We start from the raw sequence: 24,685 nt of genomic DNA, 5'->3' as shown, positions 1-24,685 counted from the left end.
ATTCTTGCATTCGGACGGTAAGCAGGGACCACTTAACCTGATATACCTGATCGTATGCGGCCACATTATAAATATATTATACCTTTGATACACCCGGGGAGGGGTTGCCGTCAGCGGTCGGTCTCTGACGCCCCAGAACGATAAAAGGCTTATCTTGCCGGCGTGAGAATACTACACAGGTGGTTTGTTGCAGGTTTCCATGAAGATCGAGGTGAAGGACGCCCCGGGTCAGCTGGTGGCGGCCCTCAAGCCGATTTCCGAGGCTGGCGGAAACATCATTGCGGTCATCCACGAGTGGGACCCGACCCTCCGCTCGAAGACCAGAATCGTCCAGGTCGTCCTCGACATCCCTGAGGACCGGGTCGACGGCCTTGTGGAGAGTCTCACCTCCAGAGGCGTCTCCATCCTCAGGATGGGCGAAGAGCGGCTTTTGATGAAGCGGAGCGTCATCATGATCGGACACCTGATGCACACCGACCTCTCCGACACCGTGGACCAGATCGACTGCACCGGTTTTGCCGAGGTGGTCGAGATCCATATGACCATGCCGGGGATCGCCCAGCGTTCCTCTGCCCTGCTGACCGTCTCTGCAACAAATGCGGCGCACATGGAGACGGCGATGGAGATCCTCAGGGCAGTGGCGAAGAAGAAAGATCTGCTCCTCGTCGAACCGATGGAGGAGAGCATATGAAAGTAGCAATTCTCGGGCTCGGATCGGTCGGAAGAGGTGTCGTCTCGATGCTCGCGAAGAAGGACCTGGGCATCGTCGTCACCGGGATCGCCGATTCCAGGGGGGGCGTCATGGACCCGGCGGGGCTCGACCTCCAGGCAGTGCTGGAGCAGAAGGCGAAGACCGGGTTCTGCGGCGATCCCTCAATTCGGGGGGAGGATATCGTCAAAAATGGAGACTACGACGTCCTGGTCGAGGTGACGCCGACCGATATCAGGACCGGCGAACCCGCCCTCACCTCGATCAGGACGGCCCTCTCGAGGCGGAAGCACGTCGTCACCTCCAACAAAGGGCCGCTCGCCCTCCACTACACCGAACTGATGCACCTTGCCGCGGAGAACAGCGTTCAGCTCCGCTATGAGGCGACGGTCTGCGGGGCGATTCCGATCATCCAGACGCTCCAGCATGGCCTTGCCGGCAACGAGGTCCGCGCCGTCTACGGCATCCTCAACGGGACCTGCAACTATATTCTCACCAGAATGGCGGACGAAGGGCTCACCTACGATCAGGCCCTTGCCGAGGCGCGGGAGATGGGCTATGCCGAGGCCGACCCGACCTTCGACGTAAAAGGGATCGATACCGCCCTCAAACTGGTCATCCTTGCAAATACTATCTGGAAAAACGGCATCACCCTCAGGGACGTCGACTGCACCGGCATCGATCTCCTGACTGCCGAGGCCCTGACCCTGGCCGGGAGCCAGAACTGCACCATCCGCCTCATCGGTGAAGTCATTCCAGGGAGAAAACTCCTCCGCGTCTCGCCCCGCATCCTGCCGAAAAAACATCCCCTCGTTGTCAGGGACACCCTGAACGCCGTGACCGTCGTCACCGACATGGCCGGGGCGATCACGCAGGTCGGCAAGGGTGCGGGCTCGGTCGAGACGGCGAGCGCCGTGATCGGGGACCTCCTCTTCATCAGGGATTGTCATGTCAAGGGTGATTGAGCGGCGGCGCGAGATCCTCGCCGAGATGCGAAGGGCGACCATCGATAAGGGATACTTCACGATCCCGGAGATCGCGGAGCGCTGCTATCTGCCGCGGAGCACCCTTCAGGACTGGGTGACCCGCCTCCTCGACGAGGGATGCATCCTCCAGAAGGAGGAGCGGCACGGCCGGCACCCGGCGACCTTTGCGGCGCGGTCGGCCCTGCCGGTCTCGGCGTGCCGGCGGATCTTTACAACGGTCGATGGCGACCGCGTCGAATGCTATCACGAGTGCCTGAGCAGCGGGTGCGCCGCCTTCTGCGAGTATCACCATACACTGGCCGGCGGGGCGCTCGTCCATGTCCAGCGCGACGGTACGCTCCTGCGGGAGTGCGGCGTGCTGACCGAGAGCGAGGTCGAGATCGGGCTTCCGCCAAAATCCGCCGTGGGTATCGCCGCCATCAGGCGGGAAGGGGACGAGATCGTCCAGACGATCCGGTGCATCGGCGGCCCGGCCTATTCCCTCACCGACCAGATGGCCGAGGCCGAGGGCGTCTGTTCGGTGGCGGCACAGAAGACCGACGGGATCATCGAGGGCGAGGTGCGGACGCGCGCCCTCATGCACGTCGGGATCGGGATCGACGACACCGACGCCCCCGGAGGCGGGGCGACCTTCGCCCTCGCTCTCGCCCTCCTGCAGCACCTCAGCACCGGCGAGGGGATCATCCCGATCGGTCACCGGGTGGCGATGCTCAAGCCCGACCTTCCCGAGCGGACGACCGGGAACTCGTGCAGTTATATCGAGTTCGCCGCCGAACCCGGATCGTTATCCGAGATTGCCGGGAGGGCGCAGCGCTTCGTCTCGTCAGAGGCGCTCTCTCCAGAATGGGGGATCGCCGTCAGGCAGGGCTTCAGGATCCTGCCCGAGCTGAGCTCCTACGGGATCAGGGCGCGCAGCGAGGCCTTCAGCGAGGATGAGGCGCGTGCAGTCGCCGAAGGGAGCGGGGTCCTCCTCTGCGGGGGCCGCGGCGTGATCGGCGCCCTTGCGGCGGTGGCGCTCCGGGGCCTGCCGAACCGTATCCTCCTCGATCCCTATGCGAAGGTCGAAAGTGGCGCCTCATGAGAGGGCGATGCCGGGGACGACGCGGGGCGGTTTGATCCCCTGGCGGGCGTACTCCGCCCATGCCCGTCCGGTCACATCTGACATGAATTCAAACTCGAACCTGAGGTCGGTGACATAGCCCTTCGCCCGGACACGGAGGTACCAGGGGAAATCCTCAATAAGGATCGTGTACGGGTGCTCTTCTGAGATATAGACATATTTTGAGGTGACGAGGGCGTCCCTGAGGATCGCGCGCGCACCTTCGGGATCGCTTTCCGTGTCGACAAAAAGGTCGATGACAACCATCATCGCCAGGCTTCCTGCATTTGCGCTGGAAACTGCGCTCGATAAGATCAGGGAGTTGGGGAGAGAGACCTGACTGTCGTCCGGGGTGATGATCCGCGTCGACCTGATCCCGATATCGACCACCTCGCCATACTTATCACCGACGGCGATCTTGTCCCCGATCTGGAAGGGCCTCTCGAACGTGATGACGAGGGCGCCCATGATATCGGCAAAAAAATCTTTGAGGCCGAAACCGACGCCGACGCCGAAGAAGCCTGCAAAGGCGACGAGTTCTGAGAGGGAGGGCTCCACGAAGGCGGTCACCACCAGATAGAAGGCAACGGCGTAGACGACCACCTTTGTCAGGGGGATCAGGGTGACGACCCCGATCCTGTACTGCCCGCTCCGCTCTGAGAGGCGGGCGAGGAGATAGGCAGCGATTCTGATAATGAGGTACGCGGCAACAACGACGTAGACCACGTAGAGAACAGTCACCGGGTCGATGGTTTTGAACGGAAGACTGAATGTATCAGCCATCTACCACACCATCCGCATTTTTTTCAGATGGTCAGTCGCCGTTCCGAGGGCGCCGGGCAGGACGGCGATGCCCTGGCGGTCCTCGCTGATGATGCCAAGCGATTTCATCCTGAACAGGGATGGGGCAGGGTCGATCTCGGGCTCCAGGACGCGCGCAAGATCGCTCCGGGCGATCTGCTCCATGGAGAGGATGATGAGCAGGATGAACGACTCGTCGACCGTCAGTTTGATGTCAGGAGAGGGATCCAGGATGGTGCTGACCCTCACCTCGTCCCTGTCCACGCACCGCTCCCAGACCGCCCGTGCAACGCCGATGTTGCCGCGGGCGATCTGGACAAGCCGCTCGAAGACCAGGTCTTCCACCGCAACCTTTTCCTCCTTTTTGCCGGAGAGGCGGGCCCGCAGGGGGGCGAGGTTGATATCGGGCCAGGGAACAGCGGTCGTGCCGCCGCCGAAGGGGAGCGTGAACTCTTTTTCCCCCAGGGAGAGGAGGACAGGCGTTCGTGTAGGGGCGTCCTCCACAAACCTGATCTCGCGGGAATAGCCCGAGAGTATGGCCTTCTTTATCGCTCCGGCGCCGAGGCGGGGGAGGGCGATCTGAACCGGAAAATAGGCGCCGATCGAGCGCGCCTGCACGAGATAGTTCCAGGCATGGATGTTCCAGGTGGTGATCAGCATCCGGTCGGTGCGGGCGGCAAAGGCAAGGAATGCATCGAGGTTCTCGAACCCCCCGATCCGCCTGAGAAAGAGGTTCTGGCAGTCGCCGAGGACGATGATCTCCGGGCCCCGGCGGATGTCGTCGAGAAAACCCGTGTCGTACGCCACCGAGTAGAGGGGCATGAAGGCGATGCGGTCGCCATACCCGGGGATCAGCGCCTGCACGAACGGGGTCCTGCCGGCGAGGTATTCGGAGACGACGGCGACATGTGAGGGCTCTGCTGGAGAGAACGAGGCGATTGCCTCTTCGAGGCGCACCTGTTCCTCAGGAAAGAGCGTAGCGTCCCCGGCTTCCATGGATAATCTCTGATGGAGCGGGGGACAGATGAAGATATCCATTCGGGGAGGGGTATTATTCCCTCGATCCCCGGACGTGCCGCTGCCGCCGCTTCAGGAGCAGGGCCGCCACCACCATGACGAAGAGGGCGTACAGGACCCCTCTAACCACCGGGTGGACGAGGTCGGTGCCGATGAGCACGGCATGGACGAGGCCAAGGGCGAGGGCGACGTACATCAGCATGTGGACCGGACGCCATGCGGCAGGGTAGCGGTTCCTGAGAGCGGCCGCGGCCACGGCGACCAGGATCAGGTAAAAAGCAACGCGCCCGCCCAGTGCGAGGAACGCCTGGAGGGAGGAGAACACCGGGATGAAGCCCGAGAGGCTGCCAGCCATCACCGCCGCCGCCACCGGGTGAAGAAGGATCGCGGTCAGCCCGAAGGCGGCGAAGGTATGGTGGACATAGATGAACGGGCGGCCGAAGACCTGCCTGATCTCACGGAGAAACGGCGACATGGAGGCGGCGAGGGCGAGGGCCACAAAACCGTTGAGGGCGAAGAGGCGGACAGCGAGGTCAAGGGGTGCGCCGCCGCGCATGACGGCCGCTACCGAGACGATCACAAAGAGCGCCGCCATGCAGGAGGCAAGCAGGTATCCCTTACGGTCCATTGCAGATCACCCCTTACAGGGGGCGCCGGCACATCAATCTTTCCCGGGGGCGAGCGCCTCGCGCCAGATGCGAACTTTTTCTTCCAGGCTGAGGCGTGCGTGCGCCGGGCTCGTGGATGGGAGGACGGCGACGGCGACGCCAGGAAAGTTCCAGAGGCCGGGATGAACCCGCCGCAGCCAGGACTCTGCCGCCCTGCCGTTCAGGGCGACGGTTCTGACCGTGGGGTGCTCACGCAGAAAGCCCGGGATGTCGTTCGCCCTGCCGTCCCTGATAGAGGCGTCGCTGCTCCCCTGCCGCCGGCACGCCGAGAGGACGTCCCAGAGGGCGACGCCGCGGGCGGTCAGGGCGGCGGTCCGCTCGCCGTAGGAGAGGTGCGCGGGCACCCCGAAGACCGCCTCCATCACCCGCCAGAAGGCATTTCTCGGGTTCGCATAATATTCGCCGGCCTGGAGGGAGAGCGTGCTCGGGTAACTCCCCAGGATCAGTATGGTCGGGACCTCGCCCGCGACCGGCGGGAGCCCGCCGCTCATCGCGCCGGGTACCTCCTGAAATAGCAATCGCCCTCTGCCCGGCTTTCGCCCGGCGCAAGGGCAAGGAGGGACGGGTGGGCGTGGGCGGCGCAGACCTCGGCGGCACAGCAGCCCATCACCTGCGTCCCGATCGCAGGCGCCCCGCAGACCGCACATCTCTTCTCCCGGTCATCTGCCATGTACCACCTCTGTTGGGCTGCAGGGGAATAAAAGTAGGGCGGGAGCGTGATCCCGGCGCCGCCGTTCCTCACGCCCAAACACTTTCATGCCACGGTCCGCAGGCATATTAGGGGCGGCGACAGAGGATCATGCAGGATGAAAAACCTCGTGATCAAAGGTGCCCGGGAGCACAACCTCAGGGACATCACGGTCGAACTCCCGAGGGACAGACTCATCGTCTTCACCGGCGTTTCCGGATCCGGAAAGTCGACCCTCGCCTTCGACACCATCTACGCCGAAGGGCAGCGGCGCTACGTGGAATCGCTCTCCGCCTATGCGAGGCAGTTTCTTGGCCTGATGAAAAAGCCCGACGTCGACTCGATCGAGGGGCTCTCCCCTGCCATCTCCATCGAGCAGAAGACGACCTCGAAGAACCCGCGGAGCACGGTCGGGACGGTCACCGAGATCTACGACTACCTCAGGCTCCTGTACGCCCGCATCGGGGTCCCGTACTGCCCCGAGCACGGCACCAGGATCGAGTCCAGATCCCCCGAGGCGATCGCCGACTCGATCGCCGACTCTTTCTCCGGGCAGGTGACGGTCCTCGCCCCGATCGTCCGCCAGAAGAAGGGGACCTACGGGCAGCTCCTCAAGGACCTGGACGCCGACGGCTACACCCGCGTCCGCCTGGACGGCGCAATCGTCCGGACCGACGAGGAGCACCCCCTCGAACGCTATGTCAAGCACGACATCGAGATCGTCATCGACCGCCTCGACCCGGCCGAACGCTCCCGCCTCGTCGAAGCGGTGGAGGCGGCACTCGGAAAATCGGGTGGACTCGTCATCGCCGTCGGCGAGGACGGGCGGGAGGAAACCTGGTCGGCCACAATGGCCTGCCCGGTCTGCGGCCTCTCCTTCGAGGAGCTTCAGCCCAGGATGTTCTCCTTTAACTCCCCCTTCGGCGCCTGCGAGGAGTGCAACGGCCTCGGGATAAAAATGGAGTTCGACCCGGACCTGATCATCCCGGACCGGAGCAAGAGCATCGCCGACGGCGCCGTCGCCCTGTACCGCAACTTCGTCGACGGATACCGGGCGCAGTTCCTGGGCGCCGTCGCCCGCCACTACGGGTTCTCGATCTTAACCCCGATCCGCGACCTCACGCCCGGGCAGTACCATGCCCTGATGTTCGGCTCGACCGAGCGGATCAGGTTCTCGATGGAGTCGAAAGGCGGCGATGCGAGCTGGTCGCACACCGGGACGTGGGAGGGGCTCCTCCCGCAGGCCGACCGCCTCTACCACCAGACCCAGTCCGAGTACCGCCGGCAGGAACTCGAGAAGTTCATGCGCGTCTCGCCCTGCCCGAAGTGCGCCGGGAAACGGCTGAAGGAGAAGGTGCTCGCCGTGCGGGTCGGCGGGAAGAACATCGTCGAGGTGACCGACCTCCCGGTCTCCGGGGCGATCCACTTCTTCGAGGAACTCGAACTCACCGAGAAGGAGGCCGGGATCGCCAGACAGGTGCTCAAGGAGATCAGGGCGCGGCTCGCCTTCCTCGAGGAGGTCGGGCTCGGCTACCTGACGCTCTCGCGGGGCGCCGGCACCCTCTCGGGCGGCGAAGCCCAGAGGATCAGGCTCGCCACCCAGATCGGCTCGAACCTCACCGGGGTGCTCTACGTCCTGGACGAGCCCTCCATCGGGCTGCACCAGCGCGACAACCAGCGGCTCATCGAGACGCTCATAAAGCTCCGCGACCTGGGCAACACCCTCATCGTCGTCGAGCACGACGAGGAGACGATCAGGGCGGCCGACCACGTGGTGGACATCGGGCCGGGTGCGGGCGTGCACGGCGGTCACGTCATCGCCGAAGGGACGCCCGACGACATAGCGGCAAACCCCGCATCGATCACCGGGCGCTACCTCTCGGGCGCCCTCTCGATCCCGGTGCCAGAACAGCGGCGACAGTCTGAAAACTCTATCAGGATCACCGGCTGCCGGGAGAACAACCTCAAGGGCATCGACATCGCGATCCCGATCGGGACGTTCACCGTCGTCACCGGCGTCTCGGGCTCGGGCAAGTCCACCCTGATCTACGACACCCTGTACGGGGCGATGTCCAGGGAGATCTACGGCTCCAGAACGACGCCCGGCGCCTACGACACCCTCACCTTCGACACACCGGTGGACAAAGTGATCGTCATCGACCAGAGCCCGATCGGCCGGACGCCCCGCTCGAACCCGGCCACCTACACCAAGGTCTTCGACGAGATCAGGAAGGTCTTTGCCGAGACAAAGGAGGCGAAGGTCCGCGGCTACAAACCCGGTCGGTTCTCCTTCAACGTCAAGGGCGGGCGGTGCGAGGCCTGCCAGGGCGACGGCGTCATCAAGATCGAGATGAACTTCCTCCCCGACGTCTACGTGGAGTGCGACGAGTGCAAGGGGAAACGGTTCAACGCCGAGACGCTCGAGGTAAAGTACCGCGGGAAGTCCATCGCCGACGTCCTGGACATGACGGTGGAGGAGGCAAACGACCTCTTCGCCAGCATCCCGTCGATCAGGAACAAACTCGAAACCCTCTCGCGGGTCGGGCTCGACTACATCAAACTCGGCCAGAGTTCCACCACCCTCTCGGGCGGGGAGGCGCAGCGGATCAAACTGACGCGCGAACTCGCCAAACGGGCGACCGGGAGGACGCTCTACCTCCTCGACGAACCGACGACCGGCCTCCACTTCCACGACGTGAAGAAGTTGATCGGCGTCCTGGACGACCTGGTGGCGAAGGGGAACACCGTGGTGGTGATCGAGCACAACCTCGACATCATCAAGTCGGCAGACCACGTCATCGACCTCGGCCCTGAGGGCGGGGACGCCGGGGGCGAGGTGATCGCCACCGGCACGCCCGAAGAGGTGGCGGCGGTCGAGGAGAGTTACACCGGCCAATTCCTCCGCCCCCTGCTCGAACGGCAGAGAGCGGCGCCGGCAGTACTCGCCTATGCAGTGGCGGACAGCGGCGGCGAGGTGAAAAAACCCATCAAATGATCCGATGATCGACTACTCCGTCTTTCCCGAAGCGCCGGGCTGCTACCTCTACCGGGACGCCGCCGGCACGGTGATCTATGTCGGCAAGGCGAAAAACCTCAGGAGACGGGTTTCCAGTTACTTCCAGAAGCAGGACCACGATCCAAAGACCCTCCGCCTCATCGCCGCCATCGCCGCCGCCGACTACATCGTCACCGCCTCCGAGGCCGAGGCCCTGATCCTGGAGAACGCCCTGATCAAACGGCACCAGCCGAAGTACAACATCGACCTGAAGGACTCGAAGAGCTATGCCTACATCCACCTGAGCGCCGGCCCCTACCCGCGGATCGGGATCGCCCGGAAGGCAGGCGGCGGCGGGGAGTTCTTCGGGCCGTTCGTCTCGGCGAAAGAGCGCGACTACGTGCTTTCGGTCGTAAAAAAGAGTTTCGGCCTCCGCTCCTGCCGCCGGATCCCGAAACGGCCGTGCCTGCGGTCGCACCTCGGGACGTGCTCGGCCCCGTGCGCCGGGGCGATCGACGAGGCGGCCTATGCCGAACGGGTCAGAAGGGCGCGGGCCGTGCTGAAGGGGCAGGCGAAGGAACTCGTCGCCGCCCTCAGGGAGGAGATGGAAGAGCACGCCAGAAACCTCAGGTTCGAGCAGGCGCTCGAACTCAGGGACGAGATCGCTGCCATCGAGCACCTCCCTGACCGCCAGCAGATCGTGCGGAGGCCGGAACACAACGAGGACATCATCACCTATATGGCAAAAGAGGGGAACGTCTACCTGATGATCTTCTCCGTGGTGAAGGGGACGCTCGCCGAGAAGCAGGAGTTCGTCTTCGAGGCTTCGGACGGGTTCTTCGAGGAGTTTCTCGTGCAGTACTACGGCGAGCACGAACCCCCGAAGGAGGTGGTCCTGCCCGAGGAGGTCGGCGAGGCGGTTGCCGAATACCTCGCCGAACGGCGGGGGTCGCGCGTCGCCGTCACCGTCCCGCAGCGCGGCGACAAGAAAAAACTCCTCGACCTGGCGGCAAAGAACATCGAACTCACCTTCTTCGGCGACCGCATGAAGATCGAGGCGCTGCAGCGGGCCCTGCACCTCCCCGAACCCCCCGAGGTGATCGAGTGCTTCGACATCTCCCACCTCTCAGGCACCGCCATGGTCGGGTCGATGGTGATGTTCAGGGGCGGGAAACCTGACCGGCGGAACTACCGGCGGTTCCGGATCAGGAGCGTGGAGGGCGTCGACGACTTCGCGGCGATCGCCGAGGTGGTCGGGCGCCGGTACAAACGGCTCAAAGAGGAGGGCGGCCCTTACCCCGACCTGGTGATCGTCGACGGCGGGAAGGGGCAACTCTCGGCGGCGATGGACATGCTCAAAGAGATCGACGTGCGGATCCCGGTGATATCGATCGCAAAGCGCGAGGAGGAGATCTATGTGCCGGGCTTCCCGCACCCGATCCCGGTCGGCCGGGATGAGAAGGCCTCCCTCTTCGTGCAGGAGATCAGGAACGAGGCCCACAGATTTGCGATCACCTACAACAGGCTCCTGCGCGGGAAGGCGATGACGGCATGACAGCATTTCAATTGAAGGCGGATTTCAGGCCGAAGGGCTCGCAGCCCGCGGCGATCAGGGGGCTCGTCGACGGGCTCGCGGCAGGCGAACGCTTCCAGACCCTGCTCGGCGTGACCGGGTCGGGAAAGACGTTCACGGTCGCCAACGTGATCGAGGCGGTCCAGAAACCGACCCTGGTGCTGGCGCACAACAAGACCCTGGCTGCCCAGCTCTACAACGAGTTCGCCGGCTTCTTCCCGGAGAACCGGGTGGAGTACTTCGTCTCGTACTACGACTACTACCAGCCCGAGTCCTACATCCCGGCGAAAGACCAGTATATCGAGAAGGACGCCGCGATCAACCCGAAGATCGAGCAGATGCGCCTCGCCGCCACCGCTTCGGTGCTCTCGCGGCCCGACACCGTCATCGTGGCCTCGGTCTCCTGCATCTACGGCCTGGGCAACCCCGCAAACTTTCAGGGGATGGGCTTTGAGGTGAAGGTCGGCGACCGGATCAGGCGGGGCGATCTCCTCGAACGCCTGGTGGAGATCCTGTACCAGCGCAACGACATCGAACTGATGCCCGGACGATTCAGGGTGAAGGGCGACACGATCGACCTGATACCCGGGTACTTCAACGACATCATCAGGATCGAACTCTTCGGCGACGAGATCGAGCGGATCACCGAGATCGAAAAACAGAGCGGACGGCGGAAAGAGGCGATGGACTACTTCTACGTCTACCCGGCCCGCCACTTCGTCGTCCCGGAATCGGAGATGAAGCGAGCGATCGCCTCGATCGAGAAAGAGCTCGCCGAGAGCCTGCCCGGCCTCGGGATGCTCGAGGCGCACCGTCTCGAGCAGCGCACCCTCTTCGACATCGAGATGATCGAGGAGACCGGGAGCTGCAAGGGGATCGAGAACTACTCCCGCCACTTTGACGGCCGGAAACCCGGCGAGAAACCCTACTGCCTCCTCGACTATTTCCCTGACGATTTCCTGATGGTCATCGACGAGAGCCACCAGTCCCTCCCGCAGGTGCGCGGGATGTACAACGGCGATCGCTCCAGGAAGGAGACACTCGTCAAATACGGTTTCAGACTGCCGTCGGCCTTCGACAACCGCCCCCTGAAGTTCCACGAGTTCGAGGGCTACCTGCGAAACACGCTCTTTATCTCGGCGACGCCGGGCGACTACGAGCTCCGCCACTCGTCGCGGGTCGTCGAGCAGATCATCAGGCCGACCGGCCTCGTGGACCCGAGGGTCGAGGTCAGGCCGATCGCGGGGCAGACCGCGGACGTGATCCGGGAGATCCAGGCGACGATCGGGCAGGGCGACCGGGTGCTGGTCACCACCCTCACCAAGCGCCTCGCAGAGGAGATGACCGACTACCTGGCAGAGCAGGGGATCAAGACCCGCTACCTCCACTCGGAGATCAACGCCCTGGAGCGGACCGAGATCATCCGCCGCCTCCGCCTGGGGACGTTCGACGTCCTGGTCGGGATCAACCTCCTCAGGGAGGGGCTCGACATCCCCGAGGTCGGGTTCATCGGCATCCTGGACGCCGACAAGGAGGGGTTCCTCAGGGACGCCCGCAGCCTCATCCAGATCATCGGGCGGGCGGCGCGGAACGCCAACGCCCATGTGGTGCTCTACGCCGACACCCTCACCGACTCAATCAGGGCGGCGGTCGCCGAGACCGAGCGCCGGCGGCAGATGCAGGTCGCCTACAACGAAGCGCACGGGATCGTCCCGCAGACGATCAGAAAACCGGTGGCGGCAAAAGAGGTCGAACTAACCGACATGAAGCACATCCCGAAGGCCGAGATCCCGAACCTGATCATCGAACTCGAGGCGCAGATGCACGAGGCCGCGGAGGCCCTCGAGTTCGAGCGGGCGATCCAGCTGCGGGACCGGGTCATGAAACTGCGCGGCGAGGCGGAGCGGTTCTGAAGAGAGGGCCGCTGGAGGGATCGAAAACCGCACGCTATAGACAGGAACCCCTCACACCGAGGGCTGCTGCTGGCTGATGCAGTGGATGGTGCCCAGGCCAGAGACCATCGCCCGGCAGTCGATCCCGACGACGTCTCGATCCGGGAAGAGTCGCTTCAGGATGGAGAGCGCCCGCCCGTCATTTTTGTCCCTGAAGACCGGGACGAGCACCGTCCTGTTCCCGATATAGAAATTCGTGTAACTCGCAGGCAGGCGCACCTCGTCGTCGCCGACGCGGCCGGGCATCGGGACCTGGACGATCGTTAAGGGGTTGCCGTCCTGGTCGGTCGAACGCCGCAGGATCTCCAGGTTCTCCTGCAGGATCGCGTAGTTTTCGTCTTCAGGATCCTCCTCGACGGCGCAGACGACCGTCCGCACGTCGACAAACCTGGCGACGTCGTCGATATGGCCGTCGGTGTCGTCCCCGGCGATCCCCTGGTTCAGCCAGATCGCGTGGGAGACCCCGAGGTACTCCTTCAGGTACTCCTCGATCTCCTCCTGCGAGAGATCCGGGTTCCGGTTCGGGTTCAGGAGGCATTGCCGGGTGGTGAGCACCGTCCCCCTCCCGTTGACCTCGATCGATCCCCCTTCCAGGACGATCCCTGGCGAGAAGATGGGCAGGTGCATCCATCGGTTCAGCGTGGAGGGAACGCCGGAGTCGCGCATCAGTTCCTCATACTTCTCCCCCCAGGCGTTGAAGATCCAGTCGACCATCGCAAGGGCGCCGCCGGCGCGGTCCACCACGAAGACCGGGCCGTAGTCCCTGAACCAGACATCTGCATACTCGGCCCGGTGGAAGCGGATCCGGGCGAGGTCGAGGCCGGCAGCGGCGAAGAGAGCGGTCACCTGCCCCTGCATCGGTTCGTCGGTGACGAGCAGGTTGACGATCTCGTCCCGGTGGAGGGCCTCGACAATGCGGAGATAGGACGCCTCCACCTCCTCGAGATCCGGGAAGGTGTCTGGGTCGTGGGGCCACGAAAGCCAGATCGCCTCGTGCGGTTCCCACTCGGCGGGCATATGATAGCCGCACTTCTTCGGGGTGGCCGGGCGGCGCCCCGCGGGGCAGCGGTAGCCCCCCGAAGATGCCGCCACCGGGCGGACGAGGGCGCCATAGGTCTCGGGCCGCCGGTTGCGCAGGAACCCCCAGCCCTCCCGAACCTCCCGGTTCTTCAAGAGATCGATCGTGGCGACGAGCACCTCCTCTCCCTCCCCGGCGCGGGCGACGATGTTCCCAAACGAGTCGCAGACGAACGAACTCCCCCAGAAGAGGATCTCCCCCTCCTCTCCGACCCGGTTCACGGCGGCGACATGGACGCCGTTGGCGATCGCGTGCCCGCGCTGGACGGTCTCCCAGGCCTCGCGCCAGTCCCCTTCGGCGGCGTCTTCCATGCCGCGGATCCGCCCGATCGCCGTCGGGTAAAAGATGATCTCTGCCCCGTCGAGGGCAAGCGAACGCGCAGCCTCAGGGAACCACTGGTCGTAGCAGATCAGCACGCCGATCCTGCCATAGGTCGTCTCGTAGACCCGGTAACAATCGCCCGGATAAAAATACTCCTTCTCGTAGAAGAGCGGGTCGTACGGGACGTGGACCTTGTGGTACGGCGGCATCAGAGAACCATCAGAGTTGATGACGGCGGCGGCGTTGGAGAACCGCCCGTCCTCCCCCTTCTCGAAGACCGGGACAACGACGACGACATGGTGCCGGCGGGCAAACGCCGCAAAGGCCTCTGTCGATTCGCCCGGTATCGGTTCGGCGTAACAGGCTGCATCGGCGCCCTGCGACTGCGGGAAGTAGGGGGAACGGAAGAGTTCCTGCAGGCAGATGATGCGGGCGCCCCGCGCCGCGGCCGTCTCCGCCGCTGCAAGCGTGCGCTCCAGGTTCCATGCCGGGTCTTCCGAGACCGCCGTCTGAACGAGCCCGATTGTTACGCTGCGATCGTCCATGCTCCTCCACCTGTATGACGGTACTGGCACATTAGCCCATCCCTGGAGAGGGGACCGGCGCGACGAATTTCCCAAAAAACTTATCCAGCCACGCCGACTCTCAACGGGGATATCAACCTATGAGCCGTCTATCAGAAATGCGAGAAACCAGGAACTATCTTCTGGCCGCGGCGATCTTCCTCATTCTCATCATCGGAATGCAGATCACTGCGTATATCGTCAATCTCCTGGTCATCTCACTTATACTCACGATCCTGACCCTGCCCGCGATGGATCTTCTGAGAAAAAAGGGTATGCCGGACGGGATCGCCGTCGGGATGATCACCGCCGTCTCGGGCATTGCCATCCTGGGCCTGCTGCTGCTGACGATGCACTCCTTCCAGGTTCTGATCGAGGATCTCCCCATGTACCAGGCTGAACTGAACCAGAGACTTGCCGAACTGCTTCTTCTGCTCGACACGATCGGTATCGACCCGGCGTCCCTTTCGCCCTCGTCGATCAGCCTCGGCAGTGTGGTAACGGCTATCGAGCCGTATGTCCTCAATTTCGGACAGATAGTGCTTTATCTCTTTTTCATCATGATGACGACCTGCTTCGCCCTCCTCGAAGCGCCGAACATACCAGGGCGTCTTGAACGGATCCTGGGATCGAGTATGGAGAGCCGGTTCGGCATCGGGAGAATGAGCCGGCTCATGATCGAGTTCGTGATCGTGCGCACCGAGGCGAATATCATCCACGGCACCCTCTTCGGCCTCGCCCTCTGGGCGATGGGGATACACGCCGCTCTCCTCTGGGGCATCCTCACGTTCATCCTCGCATTCATTCCCTATATCGGGCTCCTGATCGCCGCAATCCCGGCAATATTCTTTGCATGGCTCCAGTACGGCGCCCCGGGAGCGGTTGCGGTGATGATTATCGTCGTCATCCTCAATGCCCTGGTTGAAAATCCTATCTTCGCCTACATCGCATCGAGACGGTTCGATCTTCCCCCTCTGGTCGTCATCATCTCCCTCATCGTCTGGGGATGGATCCTGGGTATTCCCGGCATGATCTTCGCGATCCCGATCACGCTCATCCTCCTGATCATGGTCCAGTGCAGCGACGAGACGCGCTGGATCAACACCCTCCTCGGCGTTGACAAACTCTTTGCCGAGGAGAGCGGGACGACAGGAAAGAATTAGAGGGACTGCCCCGGCCAGCCATTCGCCGGTCCGGCGGGATCTTTCCTCCCTGATGCTGCGGATATCCGGGGCCTCTTTTTTGATTCTGTTATATAATGCTACCGAATATATCAAAATGAGAAATCCAAATTATTTGTTAAAAAGGACATTCAGAATAACCCCAGGGATATACATTTATCCCATATGGGAGGAGAGGTATTCAGGATGCCTGATCAGGATGAAGACCTCCCGCAGATACCGATCCTCTCCGGGGGCGACGAACCCGGATGGACCATCAGGCAGATCGGCGAACACTGCACCGACCTGATCCTCGTCACCGACCGGGATGGAGAGATCATCTATGTCTCCCCCTCGTCCATGACCCTGGTCGGCTATGCGCCCGAAGAATTTCCCGGCGCCGTACTGGACGACAACCAGATCACCGGCAGGGAGATCGCCCGCAGGGCTGGAGACGGGGAGGAGGAACGCGAGCGAGTACACGAAGCCGGCAGGGAGATCAGGGTCAGGAAGAGAGACGGCGCATATGCGACCCTGGACATACGGGGTTCCCCCCTCTATGCCGGCGGCGCGTTCCAGGGCACCCTGGTGATCGCACGGAATGTCACGCACCTGAAAAGAGAGGAGGAAAGGCTCAGGGACGTCAATAAAAGACTCGCCCTCCTCTCCTCGGTCACCAGACACGACATCCTCAACCAGGTGGCGGTGCTGGTCGGCTATATCGAACTCCTCGGGGAAGACCTTGAGGACCGGCCCGAACTTGCCGACGTCCTGAAGATCATCGAGACGGCGACCAGAAAGATCGAGCAGCAGATCACCTTCACCAGAGACTACGAAAAACTCGGGATAATGGCGCCCTGCTGGCAGAGTGTCAGGGACGTTCTCGGCATTGCTATCGGGTTCCGGAGAATAGATGGAGCGGAGGTTCTCATCTCCACCGGCACCCTTGAGGTCTACGCCGATCCGATGCTGCACAAAGCCTTCTCCAGCCTTATCGACAATGCCGTCAGGCATGCCGGCGCGTTCACCACGATCTCGGTCACCTTCAGGACGGAGGGTCCTGAGGGGATTATCACCTTCAGGGACAACGGCGTCGGCGTGCCCGATGCGATCAAGGAGCGGATCTTCTCCAGAGGCTTCGGATCAGATGCCGGTTTCGGGCTGTATCTCACACGGGAGATCCTCGATATCACCGGGATCTCGATCGCGGAGAGAGGTGAGGCAGGAAAGGGAGCATGCTTTGAAATCCGCCTTCCTGAAGGGACATGGCGGTGCTGATGTCCGAAGACCGCTGACAAAAATATCTATACCAGCCCCGGCGTATAGAACTTCCAGAGCCAATGGAACCGACAGAGATTCCCGTCACCGCCGTCATGTCGGGTGCGCCGTCCACCATCCCCCCAGACACGCCGCTGCCCGAAATATTTGAACAATTTTCCCGAACCGGGTGCACCGATCTCGTCGTATCGGGACCTGAAAACCGTTTTCTCGGCTTTATCACCGCACTCGACCTCCTCACCGCCGTCGGGCACGTCATCGGCGTGCGGAGCCGGAAAAGGATCACCTGCATCGACTGCCTCCTGAGAGGGGACGCAGCGGTCGCTGCAGACATCATGACCAGAGGGCATATCACGATCCCCCATACCGCCACCGTGCGGGAGGCGATGGAGGCGATGGAACGCTACCGGTATCCCGTCCTCGTCGTCGTCGACAGTACCGGCGCGGTCGTCGGGCGCATCGAGGTCTGCATGATCATCGCGCACCTGCGGATCGCCGGCCACCTCTGACCGCCAGACGCCGGTAGCCCCAGGCCATCAGGGCCGGCGTGACCAGGACAGAGACGAGCGCCACCACGGTGAAGGCCGAGAAGAGTTCTTCCGTGATCAGCCCGGCGAGCAGCCCGATCTGCCCGACTACCAGCGTGATCTCGCCGCGGGGGCAGAGCCCGATCCCGACGACGAGGGCTTCAGTGTGTGTTGCCATGAACCTGACCGAACCGAGCCATCCGCCCAGGATCTTACCGGCGAATGCGACGAGGAGACAGTGTAACGAATCTTCTGTAAAAATAATTTGGCCCTGAATCCAACCTAGATTTGCAGAAAGGAGAAACAGGGCCATGGATCCCTTAGCGTTAATCGAAGATTATCTTTCCGATAATGAGAATGGCATGAAGACCCTCATCACCTGGTTCCTCAACCAGGTGATGCTGCTCGAAGCCCTCCACCAGGCGGGAGCCGAGCAGTATGAACGAACCGATGCGCGGAAGGCTCACCGAAACGGCTACAAGAAGCGATCTCTGAAAACCCGATATGGAGAAACGATCCTCCAGAAACCGCAGTTCCGAGAATTTCCCTTCGAAACACAGGTATTTGGACGCTATTCCCGGGTTGAGAAGGCTCTTGAGAATGCTATCTTTGAATCCTACCTTCAGGGAGTCTCAACCCGCCGGATCCAGGAGATTGTTGCTCATTTTGGCATCGAACAACTCTCTCCTGCTTCAGTATCCAGGATAGCAAAGGACCTCGATGAACAGGTCCATGCATTCCTTCAGAGGCCTATTGAACAGGAGATTCCCTATCTCTTTGTGGATGCTTCGTACTACAAAGTCAGAGAGGGACCACGGTACATCACCAAAGCTCTTCTGGTGATCGCCGGTGTTCGAATGGATGGCTACCGCGAAATCCTGGGAGCCAGAATCACTGATTGCGAGAATGAGATGTTCTGGTCGGGATTGTTCGAAGACCTCAAAGAACGAGGATTGGTGGGTGTCAAGATGGTTGTCTCAGATGGTCATGCCGGGATCCAGAAGGCGGCGGAAGCCACCTTCCTCGGCGCATCGTGGCAGATGTGCTCGGTCCATTGCACCCGGGCGGTTTTAAAGAATATTCCACGGAAACATCAGAAAGAAGTTGCTGAGTCCTTGAAGGAGGCATATGGGGACGAGGAGAGACTGCAGGAGCTTGCAGACGATCTGAACGAACGAGGATATCGGAAAGCGGCCAATACGATCGAGAGATTCATCCCGGGACTTATGAGTTACACGGCGTTCCCGAAAGAGCACGCAAAGCGGATCCGAACGACGAACATGATGGAAAGAGTCAACAAGGAACTGAAACGGAGAACCAAAGTTGTAGGGGCCTTTCCCAATGAAGAGTCACTCCTCAGGCTGGCAGGATCCATCCTGATGGACATCAATGAGGAGTGGGTGACCGGCAGAAGATATTTGACGATGGAGGGGGAATGATCAAACAAGGAGACAGGGCTCAGACGAATTACAGAAGATCTGAAACACTACCGACGAGGATCAGGAGGAGAACAAAGGGGGAGAGGAGGATATCGAGCGTGATCGCGGCGAGCAGCCCGATCGAGGCGAAGAAAAAGGTCACGAAGAAACCGAACGAAAAATCTGCTATTCCTTCGAAAAGGGTGCGGTCGTCCCTGATCTGGTCCCCGAGGAGCAGTCCGGCAAGGAAGGCGCCCACCGCGTAGTGAAGGCCGGCAAGATGGGAGAGGTACGCCATGAAGAGGGCAATGGCGATCGCCGCCGTGTACAGTACTTCTCTAATTCCTTCCTCCCTCTCATTTCATTCAACGGCGTTTCTCGCTCCCTTTCCTAAACAGGATACCTTAACACAGGAATGGCTCTGGCACCCCTCATCGATGTGCGGATCGCCTCCCAGATTATGCACATGAAGGAGCTGAACCGGAAGCCGCGCACCTCAATGGTTTGTGGTCCCTGTTTCACGGGGGAAAAGTGCTTCCAGAGTATATCGATCCAGATATTCTTGAGGAGGAACGATATTATGGCGTAGAGATACCGGATGACCGGGTTTTTTGTGCTCGTACGGGGTTTCACCTGGTTGCGCATCCGATAGGACGATTCAATCGAGAACCTGGACCGATAGGTCTGATGGACCCGATGGGGATTCCACCGGAGGTTTCCCACGACGTAACCCAGATTCTCAACGCCGCGCTTACCCCGTTTTCCTTTTGCATACTTCACGGCAATCGCAATCGTCAGGACCAGCACCGGTTTTCCGTGCATCCGATATTCAGCATACCGGGAGTGGGTTCCCTGGAGGACTTGTTTCATCCTTTTCCCGTGTTTCCTGACAGGAACGATGAACGGCACCTGGACGTCCATCAGAAACCCGAGCACCTTCCGGGTGTAGAACTCCCGATCCAGGCAGAGAACTTCGATGCGAAGACCGAGTTCAGTGATCCGATCGAGACATTGCGCGATGTATCCGACCTTCGAGGTATCCCGGCGCACCGGGAACACGGCCAGCGTCATCTGCCGGTTCCTGGTGGTCACATACAGAGTGATGTAGGAATAAAACTCATTTGTTGACTTTTTACGCTTACTTCGCACGATATAGGCCTCATTCTCCTCATCGGTTGACCCGTAGTACGGATCGTTGGTAAAGTCAATCGCAAACTGATAGGCGTACCCAGGTTTGAGGACGTGGTGCATATGGGTGGTGAGGATCGAGGTGTTATTCTGTTCCAAATCGGCCATATCGAGCTTTTTGAGGTGGTAGCGAACGGACGTTTCGCACGGTACCCGATCCAGGATGTGGGTGATTGAGTGAACTGACTGATTCATTACAGCCATGCCGACCAGAGAAGAAATCAAGTCCGTTTGAGTGAGTTTTCCCTGAATGGGAATGGTTAGATGCTGATCCAGTGCCGAAACAACAGGGGCGCAACAGTCTTTAGGTTTCAGAATGTTGCTCTTTCTGCAGGTCACCCTCGATTTAGGTAAAGGCATGAGGGGAAGCCTGCAATCTATATAGATCTTTCGATTTTGGGCGGGCTTCGGGCGGTAGAGGGGGATTTGGGGTTTCTAAAATTAGCGAAGTACTGGTGTACGGCATCTCGTGGGTGTGGGTGGCGCGGGCGCGCCTCATCACGGCGGGCAGCAAACGGCGCCCCAGGATCAGGCTTACCGCAAGGAACGCTCCCCCGGCCGTGATGGTGTAGAGCGCCGAGCTCCCGCTCCCGGCCGCAACAGCCGTGAGCACAGCCAGCAGGAGGATGCCGATGATGTCGTCGATCACTGCCGCCCCGACAATGGTTGTCCCTGACGGCGTGTTCATCTTTCGCAGGTCGACGAGCGCCCGCACCGAGACCCCGATGGAGGTGACAGAGAGGGCGACACCTATAAAGAGCGTTTCAAGAAGGGAAAAACCAGCCACGACGCCGACGCCGGCGCCCATCAGAAAAGGGACAATGATACCCATAAGCGCCGTCGCAGCCGCCGAACGTTCTGAAGCGACAAACGACCTGATGTTCATCTGGATCCCGCTGATGAAGAGCAGGGCGATGATCCCGACATCTGCAAGAAACGCCAGCGTGCCGTCATAGGCGACCAGCCCGAAGAGGGACGGTCCGAGGACGATGCCGGCACCGATCTCGCCGATAAGGGCGGGAAAGCCGGCCCGTTCAACGGCCTCCCCGGCGATCTTCGCGGCGGCCAGGATCAGGACGACCTGCAGGATCGGGTCCATCTGCTGGAGTTCGCCGCCGGACTTCTTATGCCTGACGCTTCAGGGCTCCTGGCAGGGAGGGCGTTTCAGGGTGAACCTGACCGCCGCTCCTGCCCCGGAGACACCGACCACACGGTCTTCCACCCAGACCCTCCCACCATAATGCTCTACAAGAGAGCGGACGATATAGAGGCCAAGCCCTTTACCGCTGACGTTTTTAGATCCCCGCTTGAAACGACCGAATACCGCTTCCTTCATATCGTCGGGTATGCCCGGCCCTGTGTCCTCCACCGAGACCAGCACCTCGTCCTCTCCCTCTTCGACCCTGATGGTCACCTCGCCTTTTCCTCCCATGAACTTGAAGGCGTTTCCGATCAGGTTGGAGAAGACCTCGGGAAGAAGGGAGTCTGCACAGACCAGGACCGGGTCGCCCTCGTAATGGATATCGCCAGGGTGATTCCCGGCGATCTCCGCCCTGATCACCAGGTTCAGATCGACCGGTTCGAGCGGGAGGTTTTGCATATGGATCGTCCTGATGGTGGAGACGTTCTGGATGATCTGCGAACTCCTTAAGATGCTGTTTCTGACGCACTCGGCCAGGTCTCTTTCCCGCCCGTCGAGATGGTCCATAATCATCTGGAGATAGCCGAGGCCGATGGTGTTGGTGTTGTTGATGTCATGGGACATGATGTCGATGTAGAGGTTCGCCTCTTCGTTCGAGGCTTTCAACTCGGCCGTCCGCTCTGTGATGATCGCCTCGAGGTTTTCGTTGTACTCGCGGAGCGCCCGTTCAGACTCCTGCGCGCGCCCGAGGCTCGTCTTGAGAGCAACAACCATCGCATTGATGCTGTTTTCCAGGCGGGAGAACTCGAGACCCTGCGTATGCCTGATCCGGTGGTCGAGGTCGCCCTGAGCGATCCGGTCGATGTCCTCGACGACCTCGGAGATTGGCCGGGAGACGTGGCAGATGCCCACAAAAACGAGCAAGCCGCTGAGGAGCACCGCAAGGAGGGCGATCATGATGTGCGAGAATAAGAGGGACGTAAGTTTCTGGTCGAGGGATGCGGTAGTATAGGTGAGCTCGATCACCATGGACAGATCAGATGCATAGGCCGGGTCCCGCAGGTCCACAAAGAGGTAATGGGTCTCGGTGCGGTTCACCAGGTCCGCGTACACCGCCCCCTGCCGCTCCTCGATCACCGAGGAGATCCGTTCTTTCTGGAGGTCGTCCCCCACATAACTCTTATTCCCGACAATATGCCCGAAAATATCATAGATGCGTATGCTCAGGAGGTCCTGATTGAGCGTTTTGAGGTTTTCAGCAGTCTGGATATAGGAAAGACCGAGTTTCCTGTTTTCGAGCAATTCGGGGATGAGACCAAGCTCCAGGAGGTAGCGGTGATCGGGCGTCGGCATATAGGCGTACTTTCTGATCACCCCTGACGTCCTCTCGCGCACCACACGATCGGCCGAGAACGAATCGCCTTCACGGATCTGTGTTATATAGGCAAAGAAATCCGGGATGCCGCTGAAGTCGACCCCGATCTCGTGCTTGACGGTGCTATACTTGATGACCCCGTCCTGATCGATGATGTAGAGGTCCATCGTGCCGCCGAGGTCCTCTTTGAGGCGTTCGAGGTCCATCTGTGCGGGGTCATTGCCCGCCTCTTCGTACGCCCGCAAAAACTCCTCAAACCCGGTCCGCATGCGGGCGTTGAAGGTGTCGTCATACATCTCCAGACCAGCGTCGACGAGGATCATCCATTCGGTGATGCTTTTTCCGGTTTGCTCCTGTAATAGGTCGTTCTTCTCGACGATCTCGTTTCTTGCCTCAAAATACGAATACGAGGATAAAATAGCGATGACAAAAACAATGATCAGGATGACATAGATCATCAGGTGCGCGTTGAACGAACGCCCCTTACCAATTTCACGTGAAAATTGCTTCATCTCCTCTTATTATCCAGATGCATGCCCCCTGTGCAGACCGGGCAGGCAGAACGAAATGCACTGCATAGGGATTCACTCTCTACATGATATTCTTTTTCTTTTTTACACCGCATTTCGAGCCACTTAAATAACTATAGAGAAAGAAATAGACCGATTCCAAATCAATCTGCTTTTCGAAGCGAGATTTCAGGCCGGGCCCCGGGCATGAGAGGGCAGAGCGCCACCAGGGCCTTCTTCTGATGGTGTGGTGGTCTCCAGGAAAAGGGCCCGCCCGGGCCGGGGCGCCGATCTCAAAAAAGGGGGGGGAAGAATATCCAGACCCGGGATCTCCATGCGCGAGGGCCTGCTCAGCCCATGCCGACCATGATGTAACCGGAGCGCGCCTCGTAATATGAGTCCCACTCCCGGTTGATCGTGAGCCCGACGTCATAGGTGCCGTTTGCGGCGTAGATATGGACCGGGTGCTGCTCCTCAGAGGTGTTCCCGTCGCCGAACTCCCAGAACCATGAGGTGATGTTCCGCACCGTGCTCGTATCGGTGAACTGCACGGTAAGCGGCGCCTCGCCCGCGGTTACATTTGCGGTGAAATCGGCGTACTCTTCTGACGCATTGACGGTGATGTATCCGGGCTTTTCCTCCCAAAACGTGGCATTCCAGACATCGGTCACCATGAGTGAGACATTGTACCGGCCCGGTGCCATATATACCCATACCGGGTTTTGCTCATCCGAGGTGCCGCCGTCCCCGAACTCCCAGGACCATGCGGTGACATTCTCGATCGTCCCGGTGTCGGTGAACTGCACGGCCAGCGGCGCCGGTCCCTCTGTGACATTGGCAATAAAGTCGGCCTCTCTCACGGTCCCATCGAGAATGGTGATGAAGCCCTCTTTCGCCTCGGTCCAGGTGACATTTCGGGCGTCGGTCAGGGTGAGGGTGACGGTGAAGGAACCGGTATCGTGGAAGGTGTAGAGCGGGTGCTGCCGCGTCGACATGAACCCGTCGCCGAAGTCCCAGAACCAGGAGGTGACGTCCTCAACCGTGCTGGTGTCGGTGAACTGCACGGTGAGCGGTGCGGTGCCCCAGGTCACGTCGGCGGTGAAGTTGACCGCCCCGTTCACGGCCTCCCCCACCGCGAAGGTCGCCGGTGCGACGTCCAGGAGAGAGGGCAAGCCCCCGTTCCGGTCCTCAACCACCCCTTCCAGCACGACAACGCCAGTCGACCCGGCGGCATCGCCGCGGAGGGTGAGGGTCATGAGCGTGATATTCTCGGTTCCGGCGCCGCCGGCGAGGTCCACCGCCGTGCACCAGACCTCATCTGCCGGCAGGGTGCCGTTGCTCTTCAGCCCGGCCCATAGGGGGAAAGTCACGGCGACGATCTCACCGACCGATCCGTCGGTCAGGCCGACCGAGATATTGTAGCCTGCAATGCCGGCCGGGAGGTAATCCAGGACCAGATCATAATCGGCCGTCTCCCCCGGACCGACCTCAGCCAGGGCAGGCAGGATTGTGATGGTGATGTTCTCTGCATCCGCTCCGTCCCCGACCGCAACGGCCAGGGCCCCCTGCACCATGAGGGCGCAGAGGAATAGGGTGCCGATAAAGGGCACCAGATCTTTGATTTTCATCAGATTTCACT

Annotated in this window: 22 protein-coding genes; 10 read left to right on the top strand and 12 right to left on the bottom strand. The window is 61.1% G+C overall.

The genetic code is table 11. The annotated features are described in order from the left end of the window. Positions 1-199 precede the first annotated feature (199 nt). Genes HWN36_RS03140 through HWN36_RS03130 form a run of 3 tightly spaced genes read left to right on the top strand, consistent with a single transcriptional unit; the run spans position 200 to position 2,776 of the window. Positions 200-691, top strand: a complete 492-nt coding sequence (locus HWN36_RS03140) for an amino acid-binding protein (RefSeq protein ID WP_176788034.1) — start codon at positions 200-202, stop codon at positions 689-691. Next, the gene (locus HWN36_RS03135; protein ID WP_176788033.1) at positions 688-1,674 is read left to right on the top strand and encodes a homoserine dehydrogenase; all 987 of its coding nucleotides are present in this window, start codon (positions 688-690) and stop codon (positions 1,672-1,674) included. The genes HWN36_RS03140 and HWN36_RS03135 overlap by 4 nt, the downstream gene beginning before the upstream one ends. Continuing rightward, positions 1,658-2,776 (top strand): sugar-specific transcriptional regulator TrmB, encoded by a 1,119-nt coding sequence (locus HWN36_RS03130; RefSeq protein WP_176788032.1) that lies wholly within the window; start codon positions 1,658-1,660, stop codon positions 2,774-2,776. Before HWN36_RS03135 ends, HWN36_RS03130 begins: the two co-directional genes overlap by 17 nt. Here the strand turns inward: HWN36_RS03130 and HWN36_RS03125 are convergent. From HWN36_RS03125 to HWN36_RS03105, 5 genes are read right to left on the bottom strand one after another with little or no spacing between them, the layout of a single operon-like run. Next, positions 2,771-3,577 (bottom strand): mechanosensitive ion channel family protein, encoded by an 807-nt coding sequence (locus HWN36_RS03125; RefSeq protein WP_176788031.1) that lies wholly within the window; start codon positions 3,575-3,577, stop codon positions 2,771-2,773. The two genes, HWN36_RS03130 and HWN36_RS03125, sit on opposite strands and share 6 nt — an antisense overlap. Continuing rightward, a complete protein-coding gene (locus tag HWN36_RS03120) occupies positions 3,578-4,591 on the bottom strand; it encodes a hypothetical protein (protein ID WP_176788030.1) in 1,014 nt (337 codons plus the stop codon). It abuts the gene before it with no gap. A 55-nt stretch (positions 4,592-4,646) separates the two neighbouring features. Beyond that, positions 4,647-5,240 carry a hypothetical protein gene (locus tag HWN36_RS03115; protein ID WP_176788029.1) on the bottom strand — a complete coding sequence of 198 codons (594 nt, stop codon included), beginning with the start codon at positions 5,238-5,240 and terminating at the stop codon, positions 4,647-4,649. Between the two features lie 33 nt (positions 5,241-5,273). Beyond that, a complete protein-coding gene (locus tag HWN36_RS03110) occupies positions 5,274-5,771 on the bottom strand; it encodes a DNA-deoxyinosine glycosylase (protein WP_176788028.1) in 498 nt (165 codons plus the stop codon). After that, positions 5,768-5,950: a hypothetical protein gene (locus tag HWN36_RS03105; protein WP_176788027.1), complete on the bottom strand. Its 183-nt coding sequence runs from the start codon at positions 5,948-5,950 to the stop codon at positions 5,768-5,770. Before HWN36_RS03105 ends, HWN36_RS03110 begins: the two co-directional genes overlap by 4 nt. 136 nt (positions 5,951-6,086) lie before the next feature. Between HWN36_RS03105 and uvrA the strand changes: the two genes are divergently transcribed. From uvrA to uvrB, 3 genes are read left to right on the top strand one after another with little or no spacing between them, the layout of a single operon-like run. Then, positions 6,087-8,963: an excinuclease ABC subunit UvrA gene (gene uvrA / locus HWN36_RS03100; RefSeq protein ID WP_176788026.1), complete on the top strand. Its 2,877-nt coding sequence runs from the start codon at positions 6,087-6,089 to the stop codon at positions 8,961-8,963. Between the two features lie 4 nt (positions 8,964-8,967). After that, positions 8,968-10,518 carry an excinuclease ABC subunit UvrC gene (uvrC, locus tag HWN36_RS03095; protein ID WP_176788025.1) on the top strand — a complete coding sequence of 517 codons (1,551 nt, stop codon included), beginning with the start codon at positions 8,968-8,970 and terminating at the stop codon, positions 10,516-10,518. Then, entirely contained in the window at positions 10,515-12,449 is a 1,935-nt protein-coding gene (uvrB, locus tag HWN36_RS03090) for an excinuclease ABC subunit UvrB (RefSeq protein ID WP_176788024.1), read from the top strand. The genes uvrC and uvrB overlap by 4 nt, the downstream gene beginning before the upstream one ends. 51 nt (positions 12,450-12,500) lie before the next feature. Here uvrB and HWN36_RS03085 read toward each other — a convergent pair whose 3' ends face one another. Beyond that, positions 12,501-14,432, bottom strand: coding sequence for an agmatine deiminase family protein (locus tag HWN36_RS03085; RefSeq protein WP_176788023.1), 1,932 nt, complete (start codon positions 14,430-14,432; stop codon positions 12,501-12,503). A 119-nt stretch (positions 14,433-14,551) separates the two neighbouring features. Here HWN36_RS03085 and HWN36_RS03080 point away from each other — a divergent pair, with 119 nt between their 5' ends. The 3 genes from HWN36_RS03080 to HWN36_RS03070 all read left to right on the top strand — a co-directional run bounded on the left by HWN36_RS03080 (position 14,552) and on the right by HWN36_RS03070 (position 17,397). Continuing rightward, positions 14,552-15,613: an AI-2E family transporter gene (locus HWN36_RS03080; RefSeq protein WP_176788022.1), complete on the top strand. Its 1,062-nt coding sequence runs from the start codon at positions 14,552-14,554 to the stop codon at positions 15,611-15,613. A gap of 204 nt (positions 15,614-15,817) precedes the next feature. Continuing rightward, positions 15,818-16,888 carry a PAS domain-containing sensor histidine kinase gene (locus HWN36_RS03075; protein ID WP_176788021.1) on the top strand — a complete coding sequence of 357 codons (1,071 nt, stop codon included), beginning with the start codon at positions 15,818-15,820 and terminating at the stop codon, positions 16,886-16,888. A 62-nt stretch (positions 16,889-16,950) separates the two neighbouring features. Beyond that, positions 16,951-17,397 carry a CBS domain-containing protein gene (locus HWN36_RS03070; protein ID WP_176788020.1) on the top strand — a complete coding sequence of 149 codons (447 nt, stop codon included), beginning with the start codon at positions 16,951-16,953 and terminating at the stop codon, positions 17,395-17,397. Here the strand turns inward: HWN36_RS03070 and HWN36_RS12120 are convergent. Further along, positions 17,363-17,728 (bottom strand): cation:proton antiporter domain-containing protein, encoded by a 366-nt coding sequence (locus tag HWN36_RS12120; protein WP_176788019.1) that lies wholly within the window; start codon positions 17,726-17,728, stop codon positions 17,363-17,365. The genes HWN36_RS03070 and HWN36_RS12120 overlap by 35 nt on opposite strands. Here HWN36_RS12120 and HWN36_RS03060 point away from each other — a divergent pair. Next, a complete protein-coding gene (locus tag HWN36_RS03060) occupies positions 17,727-18,854 on the top strand; it encodes an IS256 family transposase (RefSeq protein ID WP_176787296.1) in 1,128 nt (375 codons plus the stop codon). The genes HWN36_RS12120 and HWN36_RS03060 overlap by 2 nt on opposite strands. A 28-nt stretch (positions 18,855-18,882) precedes the next feature. Here the strand turns inward: HWN36_RS03060 and HWN36_RS03055 are convergent, their stop codons facing one another. The 5 genes from HWN36_RS03055 to HWN36_RS03035 all read right to left on the bottom strand — a co-directional run bounded on the left by HWN36_RS03055 (position 18,883) and on the right by HWN36_RS03035 (position 24,674). Continuing rightward, on the bottom strand, positions 18,883-19,176 hold the full coding sequence (locus tag HWN36_RS03055) for a cation:proton antiporter domain-containing protein (protein WP_176789562.1): 294 nt from the start codon (positions 19,174-19,176) through the stop codon (positions 18,883-18,885). 47 nt (positions 19,177-19,223) lie between these two features. Then, complete coding sequence (locus tag HWN36_RS03050; protein WP_176788018.1) at positions 19,224-20,381, bottom strand: ISH3 family transposase; 1,158 nt, start codon at positions 20,379-20,381, stop codon at positions 19,224-19,226. Then, positions 20,368-21,120: a cation:proton antiporter gene (locus HWN36_RS03045; RefSeq protein ID WP_176788017.1), complete on the bottom strand. Its 753-nt coding sequence runs from the start codon at positions 21,118-21,120 to the stop codon at positions 20,368-20,370. Before HWN36_RS03045 ends, HWN36_RS03050 begins: the two co-directional genes overlap by 14 nt. Before the next feature lie 39 nt (positions 21,121-21,159). Beyond that, positions 21,160-23,049, bottom strand: coding sequence for a sensor histidine kinase (locus HWN36_RS03040; RefSeq protein WP_176788016.1), 1,890 nt, complete (start codon positions 23,047-23,049; stop codon positions 21,160-21,162). Positions 23,050-23,396: 347 nt separating this feature from the next. Further along, positions 23,397-24,674 (bottom strand): PKD domain-containing protein, encoded by a 1,278-nt coding sequence (locus tag HWN36_RS03035; RefSeq protein ID WP_176788015.1) that lies wholly within the window; start codon positions 24,672-24,674, stop codon positions 23,397-23,399. Between the last annotated feature and the right edge of the window lie 11 nt (positions 24,675-24,685).

The organism is Methanofollis tationis, from assembly GCF_013377755.1.
GTDB classification, from domain to species: domain Archaea; phylum Halobacteriota; class Methanomicrobia; order Methanomicrobiales; family Methanofollaceae; genus Methanofollis; species Methanofollis tationis.
This window is presented reverse-complemented; position numbering and strand designations above follow the sequence as displayed.

Coding starts and splice junctions, on each gene's coding strand:
- HWN36_RS03140 (WP_176788034.1), top strand. CDS start 200: ATGAAGATCGAGGTGAAGGACGCCCCGGGTCAGCTGGTGGCGGCCCTC.
- HWN36_RS03135 (WP_176788033.1), top strand. CDS start 688: ATGAAAGTAGCAATTCTCGGGCTCGGATCGGTCGGAAGAGGTGTCGTC.
- HWN36_RS03130 (WP_176788032.1), top strand. CDS start 1,658: ATGTCAAGGGTGATTGAGCGGCGGCGCGAGATCCTCGCCGAGATGCGA.
- HWN36_RS03125 (WP_176788031.1), bottom strand. CDS start 3,577: ATGGCTGATACATTCAGTCTTCCGTTCAAAACCATCGACCCGGTGACT.
- HWN36_RS03120 (WP_176788030.1), bottom strand. CDS start 4,591: ATGGAAGCCGGGGACGCTACGCTCTTTCCTGAGGAACAGGTGCGCCTC.
- HWN36_RS03115 (WP_176788029.1), bottom strand. CDS start 5,240: ATGGACCGTAAGGGATACCTGCTTGCCTCCTGCATGGCGGCGCTCTTT.
- HWN36_RS03110 (WP_176788028.1), bottom strand. CDS start 5,771: ATGAGCGGCGGGCTCCCGCCGGTCGCGGGCGAGGTCCCGACCATACTG.
- HWN36_RS03105 (WP_176788027.1), bottom strand. CDS start 5,950: ATGGCAGATGACCGGGAGAAGAGATGTGCGGTCTGCGGGGCGCCTGCG.
- uvrA (WP_176788026.1), top strand. CDS start 6,087: ATGAAAAACCTCGTGATCAAAGGTGCCCGGGAGCACAACCTCAGGGAC.
- uvrC (WP_176788025.1), top strand. CDS start 8,968: ATGATCGACTACTCCGTCTTTCCCGAAGCGCCGGGCTGCTACCTCTAC.
- uvrB (WP_176788024.1), top strand. CDS start 10,515: ATGACAGCATTTCAATTGAAGGCGGATTTCAGGCCGAAGGGCTCGCAG.
- HWN36_RS03085 (WP_176788023.1), bottom strand. CDS start 14,432: ATGGACGATCGCAGCGTAACAATCGGGCTCGTTCAGACGGCGGTCTCG.
- HWN36_RS03080 (WP_176788022.1), top strand. CDS start 14,552: ATGAGCCGTCTATCAGAAATGCGAGAAACCAGGAACTATCTTCTGGCC.
- HWN36_RS03075 (WP_176788021.1), top strand. CDS start 15,818: ATGCCTGATCAGGATGAAGACCTCCCGCAGATACCGATCCTCTCCGGG.
- HWN36_RS03070 (WP_176788020.1), top strand. CDS start 16,951: ATGGAACCGACAGAGATTCCCGTCACCGCCGTCATGTCGGGTGCGCCG.
- HWN36_RS03060 (WP_176787296.1), top strand. CDS start 17,727: ATGGATCCCTTAGCGTTAATCGAAGATTATCTTTCCGATAATGAGAAT.
- HWN36_RS12120 (WP_176788019.1), bottom strand. CDS start 17,728: ATGGCCCTGTTTCTCCTTTCTGCAAATCTAGGTTGGATTCAGGGCCAA.
- HWN36_RS03050 (WP_176788018.1), bottom strand. CDS start 20,381: ATGCCTTTACCTAAATCGAGGGTGACCTGCAGAAAGAGCAACATTCTG.
- HWN36_RS03045 (WP_176788017.1), bottom strand. CDS start 21,120: ATGGACCCGATCCTGCAGGTCGTCCTGATCCTGGCCGCCGCGAAGATC.
- HWN36_RS03040 (WP_176788016.1), bottom strand. CDS start 23,049: ATGAAGCAATTTTCACGTGAAATTGGTAAGGGGCGTTCGTTCAACGCG.
- HWN36_RS03035 (WP_176788015.1), bottom strand. CDS start 24,674: ATGAAAATCAAAGATCTGGTGCCCTTTATCGGCACCCTATTCCTCTGC.